Source organism: Streptomyces sp. CB02923 (genome assembly GCF_001905005.1).
Lineage (GTDB): Bacteria > Actinomycetota > Actinomycetes > Streptomycetales > Streptomycetaceae > Streptomyces.
This window is the reverse complement of sequence record NZ_LWKZ01000004.1, coordinates 126,797-134,093: the sequence shown is the minus strand read 5'-3', so window position 1 is coordinate 134,093 and position 7,297 is coordinate 126,797. Positions and strand designations below refer to the sequence as shown.

7 protein-coding genes are annotated in these 7,297 nt (G+C 70.2%); 4 read left to right on the top strand and 3 right to left on the bottom strand.

All coding sequences use genetic code 11. From position 1 onward, the window contains the following. Positions 1–711: 711 nt before the first annotated feature. Entirely contained in the window at positions 712–987 is a 276-nt protein-coding gene (locus tag A6A06_RS09070; protein WP_073760679.1) for an acyl carrier protein, read from the bottom strand. A gap of 501 nt (positions 988–1,488) precedes the next feature. On the opposite strand from A6A06_RS09070, the gene A6A06_RS09065 reads away from it, so the two are divergent. Then, positions 1,489–2,247 (top strand): hypothetical protein, encoded by a 759-nt coding sequence (locus tag A6A06_RS09065; protein ID WP_199930774.1) that lies wholly within the window; start codon positions 1,489–1,491, stop codon positions 2,245–2,247. A gap of 120 nt (positions 2,248–2,367) precedes the next feature. On the opposite strand, the gene A6A06_RS09060 is transcribed toward A6A06_RS09065, so the two are convergent. Further along, positions 2,368–3,045 carry a TetR/AcrR family transcriptional regulator gene (locus A6A06_RS09060; protein WP_073760677.1) on the bottom strand — a complete coding sequence of 226 codons (678 nt, stop codon included), beginning with the start codon at positions 3,043–3,045 and terminating at the stop codon, positions 2,368–2,370. 83 nt (positions 3,046–3,128) lie between these two features. Between A6A06_RS09060 and A6A06_RS09055 the strand changes: the two genes are divergently transcribed. From A6A06_RS09055 to A6A06_RS09045, 3 genes are read left to right on the top strand one after another with little or no spacing between them, the layout of a single operon-like run. Next, positions 3,129–4,112, top strand: coding sequence for a zinc-binding dehydrogenase (locus tag A6A06_RS09055; protein ID WP_073760676.1), 984 nt, complete (start codon positions 3,129–3,131; stop codon positions 4,110–4,112). Between the two features lie 13 nt (positions 4,113–4,125). Continuing rightward, on the top strand, positions 4,126–5,718 hold the full coding sequence (locus tag A6A06_RS09050; RefSeq protein ID WP_073760675.1) for an MFS transporter: 1,593 nt from the start codon (positions 4,126–4,128) through the stop codon (positions 5,716–5,718). Positions 5,719–5,771: 53 nt separating this feature from the next. Further along, positions 5,772–6,392 carry a DsbA family oxidoreductase gene (locus tag A6A06_RS09045; protein ID WP_073760674.1) on the top strand — a complete coding sequence of 207 codons (621 nt, stop codon included), beginning with the start codon at positions 5,772–5,774 and terminating at the stop codon, positions 6,390–6,392. A 22-nt stretch (positions 6,393–6,414) separates the two neighbouring features. On the opposite strand, the gene A6A06_RS09040 is transcribed toward A6A06_RS09045, so the two are convergent. Continuing rightward, complete coding sequence (locus A6A06_RS09040; protein WP_073760673.1) at positions 6,415–7,104, bottom strand: response regulator transcription factor; 690 nt, start codon at positions 7,102–7,104, stop codon at positions 6,415–6,417. Between the last annotated feature and the right edge of the window lie 193 nt (positions 7,105–7,297).

Here is a 7,297-nt window from a genome sequence, read left to right as displayed (position 1 = left end):
CGCCCGCTCACTCGGGCCGCGGCAGGCTTCGGCCTTCAGCTCCGCCAGCTCGTCCAGCAGGCCGCGGGCCGTGGGCCGGCAGTCGTCGGTGATCAAAGTTCTGCACGCTCCCTTGCTGCTTGCCGACTCTTTTGAAAGAGGACTCTTTGCGTATCCGAAGGCGTGCGCATTCCATGGTTCGTGCTGTTCGGGAATGCGTTCCGGTTCGGCCCGATCGGCCGGGTGCGCGTTGTGCGTCGGCACCGGCGACGGCTGCGCTCACCGAATCGGGCAGCAGTCCGTGGCTGTGCGGGAGAGAAAAGCACGCAGGAGGCATGTTCGCGGCGAGTTCGGGGCGGCCGGTCGGCCCGACGTATCGGGGGCAGTGGGCGCGCGAACCGTAGTTCCTCCGGAGGTATTCCTGTACAGCGGGTCAGGGTCCGGCGGGGTGCGATAGGAAAGACGGAGTAAAGGGGCCTGCCGCGTTCCGTCCCCGTCGTGAACTCCTATGCCCGTTCCCGCGCATGGCGGTCTGTTCCTGTACCGCCAATGCGTCTCGTTGCGCGTTGCGCGGAAAGTTCTCCTTGCCGTATCGGCCGCGGATCCGCCCACGGCCGGCGGTCTCCCGGCTGCCGCTGTGCCGCCCCACGGATGCTGCTGCCCGGGGCGCCGTGGGGCGCCGGGGGACGGGCGTGCACGGCAGTGGCGCCACGTCCGTCCTGCCCGGCGTGCTCAGGCGGCCGACGTGGCACGCAGCTGTTCGTTCACGGCATGGATCAGATCGCGCGGATTGGCGGCCTCCGTCAGCAGCTCGTCGGGCAGGGTGATGGCGTACTCGCGCTCGATCCGGGCGCCTGTCTCCAGTATCGCGAGCGACTCGTAGCCGAGCGCCTCGAAGTCGGTATCGAGAATGTCGTTTTCGAGGTCGACATTCTCGTCGGCGCCTGCCCCTTCGAGCAGAATGCGCTTGAGGTCGTCGATGGTGAAGTTCTTGAGGTCTGCAGGCATCGTCGTCCTGTCGGAATTCAGTCGTGGAGTTCGGTTCGGAATTCGAGAAGGAGGGTGCCCAGAACCGGCAGGGGACAACTGCCGCCCTTGGGGTCGGCGCTGCCGGAGCACCATCTGAATCATCCGCCGAATCAGCTGAACACAGCTGTCCGGAACGTAGTGAATAGCTTCTTCGCGGGCCCATCGTTGCGTCAAGGGCTGTCTCTTGAAATAGACATAAAGCAATGTCAAGCGATGTAAAAGTCCACAGAAGTCCTTCAAGAGCTTCAGGAAGATCATGAGAACCGCCGCGGGCGCTTCCGTGCCCGCTACGTTCCCGTCAGGGAGCACCAGGCGCTGCCAACAGAGGCTTTTCCGGAGGGAACGACAGTGGAGCTGGCCAAGCCCGACAGACCGTCCGACTTCGTCCGCTGCCCGGGTGCCGAGTGCGGCGGACGGCCGGGCGCGAGGAGCCGACCGGCACCGCAGGGCCCGCTGTGCCGGGACTGCCGAAGCGCGCTCGTGGCCGATCTGGAGAGGCTGCCGTCGCTCTACCGCGCCTGCGGGCAGGCGCTCGACGGGAGCGGCACCGCCGGAGGTCTGCGTGAACGCACTTCGGGGGGTGCGCTGCCCGGCATCCCCCTGAACACTGCCGCTTCCGACATCCGTTCGGACATCCTGGCGGTACTGGCCTCGTGGGCGGGGACGGTGGTGCAGGCGCGACGGGTGACGCCTCCGCGCCGTACCGTGGGGGCGCTGTCGGGTTTCCTGGTCCGGCACGCGGACTGGCTCGGGGCGCACGGCGCCGCAGGGGATGCCGCCACCGAGATCAGGAAGCTGGCCCGCAGGGCTTCGCGGGTCGCCGATCCCGCCGTCCACCGCCTCATCACGGTCGGCCCGTGCCCTGAATCCGGCTGCACGGGCTCCCTCCAGGCGCTGATCCGCCCCGGCGTCGCCACGGCCGCGGTGGAGATACGGTGCCGGGTCGATCCGGCTCACCGGTGGTCCGGGGAGCATCTGATGGAGCTGAAGCGGCGTATCCGCGCCGCTGCGAGCGGTACCGCCCCGGGCGCCGCGGCCGGGCCGGACTCCGCCCCCGCCCCTGCGTCCGCGCCTGCGGCATGGCTCAGCGCCGCCGACATCTCCCGTCTGTGGGGGACACCTGTGGGCAGCGTGTACCGGCTCGCCAGCCAGCGGGGATGGCGCCGCCGCAGCCAAGGCGGCCGTACCCGGTACCACGAGGCGGATGTCACCGAGGCCCTGTGCGGCCGGGCTTCCTAGCGCTTCCGACGGCTGCCGGGTCGTGGACGTCGTCGGCAGCGGAATCAGCGGGAGGAATCCTCGGAAGTCCTCAGGATTCCTGAGGAGCCCTGAGGATTCCTGAGGAGCCCTCAGGAATCCTCAGGCCCTCTTGCCGGCCGGTCCGGAGTCCTCGGCCCAGCGTTCGGCGAGCAGGCCGGGGCGTGGTGGCCGGCCGGGCAGCGGGTGCCGGTGTGCGGCCCGGAGGCCGTCGAGCGCGATGGCGATCACGCGCGCGTGGGCGGCGCGGGCCTCGTCGAGGAGGTCCGTACGGCCCTGGCGCTCGAACTGATCGACCAGGGAGAGCTTTCCGAGCTGCTCGATCAGCAGGCTGATGTCCTCCAGGGTGACGTCCGGCCGGAGCGCGCCCGCCTCGTGTACGCGGGTTACCAGCGCCTGGGCCAGCCGGTCGGCGCGTTCGAACTCCGCGGCCATCTCTTCGGTGATGGCGATCGTGCCGGCCAGCGGTCCGAGGGCGCCGCCGCTGAACTCGACGCTGGCGGTGACGTAGTGGACGAGCCCTTCCCAGGGCTCGTCGTGCTTGAGCCCGTGCTCGGCGGCGTCGATCCACTGGCCGAGTGCCAGCGCGCACAGGCGCTGGAAGAGTTCGTCCTTGGAGGAGTAGCGGCGGTAGAGCGTGGCGATGCCCACGCCCGCGCGCTCGGCGATAGCCGCCACGGAGGCGCGGGTGCCGTCCGAGACGAGGACCTTCTTCGCCGCTTCGAGCAGCGCGCGGTCGTTGCGTTCGGCTTCTGCCTGCCGAGGGGCCCTGCGAACCATGGTTCTCACTCTAGACCGCATTGCGAAGCGATTCGCTCCGTTATAGATTTCAAACGAAGCGAATCTATCCGTTTGGAGGACTCATGCGCGCTGTGACGATGGAGGAGTTCGGCGGTCCGGAGGTCCTGCGGTTGAAGGACGTCGAGGACCCCGTCGCCGGGCCCGGTCAGGTGCTGGTCGAGGTGAAGTGCGCGAGCATCACCTTCGTCGAGACCCAAATGCGGACCGGCAACGGCCCGTTCGGCAAGCCGCAGCTGCCGCGCGTACCGGGCAACGGCGTGGGCGGCCGCGTCATCGCCGCCGGCCCGGACACGGACCCCGCCCTCGTGGGCACCACCGTGGTCACCACCACCGGCGGCGAGGGCGGCTACGCCGAACTCGCCCTGGCCCGCGCCGAGGACGTCGTCCCCGTACCCCCGGGACTCGACCTCGCCGAGGCGACCGCGTTGCTGGCCGACGGGCGCACCGCGCTCATGCTCTTCCGCCAGGCGGCGGTCCAGCCCGGCGAACAGGTGCTCGTGGAGGCGGCGGGAGGAGGCGTCGGCAGCCTCCTCGTGCAGCTCGCGGCGGACGCCGGAGCGCACGTCATCGGCGCCGCGCGCGGTGCGCACAAGGCAGAGCTGGTCACGTCGCTCGGCGCGGCCGCCTACGTCGACTACTCCCGGCCCGGGTGGCTGCGGGAGGTCACCGAGGCCACCGGCGGCAAGGGCCTCGACCTCGTCTTCGACGGCGTGGGCGGACGCATCGGCACCGACGCGGCCGCAGCCCTGCGCGACGGCGGACGCATCAGCCTGTACGGCGTGGCCAGCGGAGCCGACGCCGAGCTCGACGAGACCGACCTCGACGCACGCTCCGTCCGCGTCATCGGGCTGGCCGGGCCCCCGAGCCCCACCGATGCGCGCACCCTCATCGCGGACGCGCTCGCCCTGGCCGCCGACAAGAAGCTGCGCCCCGTCATCGGCCAGACCTTCCCCCTGTCCGAGGCGGCCGCCGCGCACGCGGCGATCGAGAACCGCCGCACGACCGGCAAGACGCTGCTCCTCAGCGGCGCCGGTACGCGTGACTGAGAAGAGGCTCTCCGTGCCAAGCAAGCCCCCCGCCCAGCCCCCTGCCAGGGCAGGCGTCCGCGAGTGGACCGCCCTGGCGATCCTGGGCATTCCCGCCGTGCTGGTCATGATGAACATGACCGTGCTGTACCTGGCCCTGCCGACGCTGAGCCGGGACCTGGACCCCAGCGGCCCCCAACTGCTGTGGATCACCGACATCTACGGCTTCATGGTCGCGGGCGCCCTGATCACCTGGGGCACGCTCGGCGACCGGCTGGGCCACCGCCGCATCCTGCTGAGCGGTGCCGTCATCTTCACCGCCGCCTCGGTATTCGCGGCCTGCTCCACCAGCGCGGGCATGCTCATCGCCGCGCGGGCGATCCAGGGCCTGGCCGCCGCGTCCCTGGCGCCGGCCTCGCTGTCCATCATCCGCCACATGTTCCTCGACACCAGGCAGCGGACCCTCGCCATCACCATCTGGATGATGAGCTTCATGGGCGGCGGGGCGCTGGGGCCGCTGGTCGGCGGCGTGCTGCTGCAGTCCTTCTGGTGGGGCTCGGTCTTCCTGCTCACGGTTCCGACCATGGTGCTGCTGCTGGTCGCCGGCCCCTTCCTGATGCCGGAGTTCCGCTCCGCCAAGTCCGGCCCGCTGGACCTGATCAGCGTCGTGATGTCCCTGCTGACGCCGCTGGCGATCGTGTACGGGATCAAGAACCTCGCCGCCCACGGCCCCGACCCGACGTCCCTGGCCGCCATCGCGGCCGGTCTGCTCATCGGCGTGGCCTTCGTCCGCCGTCAGCGACGGCGGGCCAACCCGCTGCTCGACGTGAGCCTGTTCCGCATCCCCGCCTTCGCGGTGTCGGCCGTCGGCATGATCGTGGTCGGCATGCTGCTGTTCGGCACCAGCCTGCTGACCTCGCAGTACCTCCAGCTCGTGCTGGGCTTCCCCCCGATGACGGCCGGCCTGTGGCAGCTGCCCACAGCGATTTCCGGGACGGTCGTCGCCCTGCTGGTCTCCAGCCTCGCGAGCCGCTTCCCGCCCGCCGTCCTGATGAGCGCCGGGGCCCTCTTCGCCTGCCTGGGGCCGATCTCGCTCACCCAGGCCGACAGGAGCCCGGTCTTCATCGTCCTCGGCTCGGTGCTGCTCTTCGCGGGGCTGACCCCGTTCATGGCACTGGGCACCGGCCTGGTCGTCGGGTCGGCGCCCCCCGAGCGTGCCGGTGCCGCCTCGGCCGTCTCCGAGACCGGTGGGGAACTGGGCGGCGCGCTGGGCATCGCCGTTCTGGGCAGCATCGCGACCGCCGTGTACGGCGGCCACCTGGCCGGCCACATGCCCGACGGCGTCCCCGCCGGGCTCGCCGGGCGCGCCGGTGAAACCCTTCCCGCGGCGCTCGAAGCGGCGCGGCAGCTTCCGGGAGCGCTCGGGGAGCGGCTGGCCGAGGCCGCCCGCGACGCGTTCACCCACAGCGTCCACGTCCACGCGCTCATCCTGCTCCCGCTCCTGCTCGGCCTCGCCCTGGTGACTCTGACCCTGGCCCGTAAGCCCCGTAAGGACGCCCGGCAGTCCGAGGCGCCGGAGCAGGCCGGGCAAGGGGGCGCGGCAGCCCATGTGCCGGTCGGCGAGTAACCCGTCCCAGGCCGGATCCTGGCCGGAACCCGAAAGAGAAAGACGGAAGAACCATGCGAGTTGAGATCTTCTTCGATGTTCTGTGCCCCTGGTGCTTCATCGGCAAGCGGCGCCTGGACGGCGTGCTGGCGGGCCGCGACGATGTCGAGGTCGTCTGGCGCAGCCGTGAACTCGCCCCGGACGGGGACCCGGAGCCCGGCCCGACCGCCGCAGAGACGATCATGATGTATCAGGGGGACGCGGCCAAGGGAGCCGCCCGGGTCGCCCGGATCCAGGACGCGGGTGCCGCCGAGGGCCTGGAGCTCGCTCTCCACAAGGCCAGGCCGGTCAACACCTTCGACGCCCACCGCCTGGTCCACCTCGGTGCCGACGCGGGGCTGGCGGACGCGGTCGTCGAGCGATTTTTGTACGGTTACCACACCGAGGGCCGCAATATCGCCGACCCCCGGTGCCTCGTAACTCTCGCAACTGAGGCAGGTCTTGACGCCGACCGGGTGCGAGACGTGCTGAGGGGCGATGCCTACGCCGCCCGTGTACGGGACGACGAGGAGCGCGGCGCGCAACTCGGCGTGACGGGTGTGCCCTCGCTCGTCATCGACGGAGCGCCGCCGGTCTCCGGTGTCCAGGCCCCTGAGGAACTGGCGCGCCTCCTGGACCGGGCCACGCGTGCCTGAGACCTCCTCCGGCCCCGGTCGCTCACTGCTGCTGGCGGAAGCTGAAGCCGATCCCGCGGATCGTGCAGATCCAGCAGCTGCCCAACTTCCGGCGCAGAGCGCTGACATGGGTGTCGATCGTCCGGCTGCTCTGGAGACCGATCTTGCGGTCCGCGGGGTAGTCCCACACGTCGACCATGAGCCGGTGCCGGGGGAGGACCTCACCGGGGCGGCTGGCGAGGTAGTGCAGCAGGTCGAACTCCTTGCGCGTCATCTCGACCTGCTGCCGCGCCAGCCAGACCTGGCGGGTCGCGGCGTCGATGAGCAGCGGCCCGCTCAGGATGGCGCTTTTCGGCTCCTCCGGCTTGCAGATCACCTGCGGCCGGACGCGCCGCATCACGGCCTCCACCCGGGCCATGAGCTCGCGGAAGACGTAGGGCTTGCTGAGACAGTCGTCGGAGCCGGCCTGCAGGCCCAGGATCTTGTCGACTTCGGCGCCGGTGTCGGTGAACGCGATGATCGGCGTGTCGTCGGCCGATCGCATGCGGCGGCACACCTCGAGTCCGTCCATGTCCGGCAAGCCGATATCGAGCAGGACCAACTCTGCGTGCGGGTACGCGTCGAGAGCCTGCGCACCGGTTGCAGCTGCAATGGTGTCATGCCCGTGACGTTCAAGCCCTTGGATCAGTGGTTGTGCGGTTTCTTGCTCGTCCTCCACCACCAGGACACGCATGCCCTCCCCCTTACCTCACTGATGCCAGATGGCTCATTGTCATCGCAACGAGCAAGGTCACCAACCTGATCCAGCAAAACTTGAATGTGCTAAATCCGTCAAGTGCGTATTCTGGCGGCCCGGCTCTATGCCGTTCGTGGGAAACCGTCAAGACGCGGACCAGGCCGACACGTCGGCGTCGGCCCGGCGTGAG

Excerpts from the sequence above, each read along its gene's own strand:
- A6A06_RS09070 (WP_073760679.1), bottom strand. The coding sequence starts at position 987 with ATGCCTGCAGACCTCAAGAACTTCACCATCGACGACCTCAAGCGCATT.
- A6A06_RS09060 (WP_073760677.1), bottom strand. The coding sequence starts at position 3,045 with ATGGTTCGCAGGGCCCCTCGGCAGGCAGAAGCCGAACGCAACGACCGC.
- A6A06_RS09055 (WP_073760676.1), top strand. The coding sequence starts at position 3,129 with ATGCGCGCTGTGACGATGGAGGAGTTCGGCGGTCCGGAGGTCCTGCGG.
- A6A06_RS09045 (WP_073760674.1), top strand. The coding sequence starts at position 5,772 with ATGCGAGTTGAGATCTTCTTCGATGTTCTGTGCCCCTGGTGCTTCATC.
- A6A06_RS09040 (WP_073760673.1), bottom strand. The coding sequence starts at position 7,104 with ATGCGTGTCCTGGTGGTGGAGGACGAGCAAGAAACCGCACAACCACTG.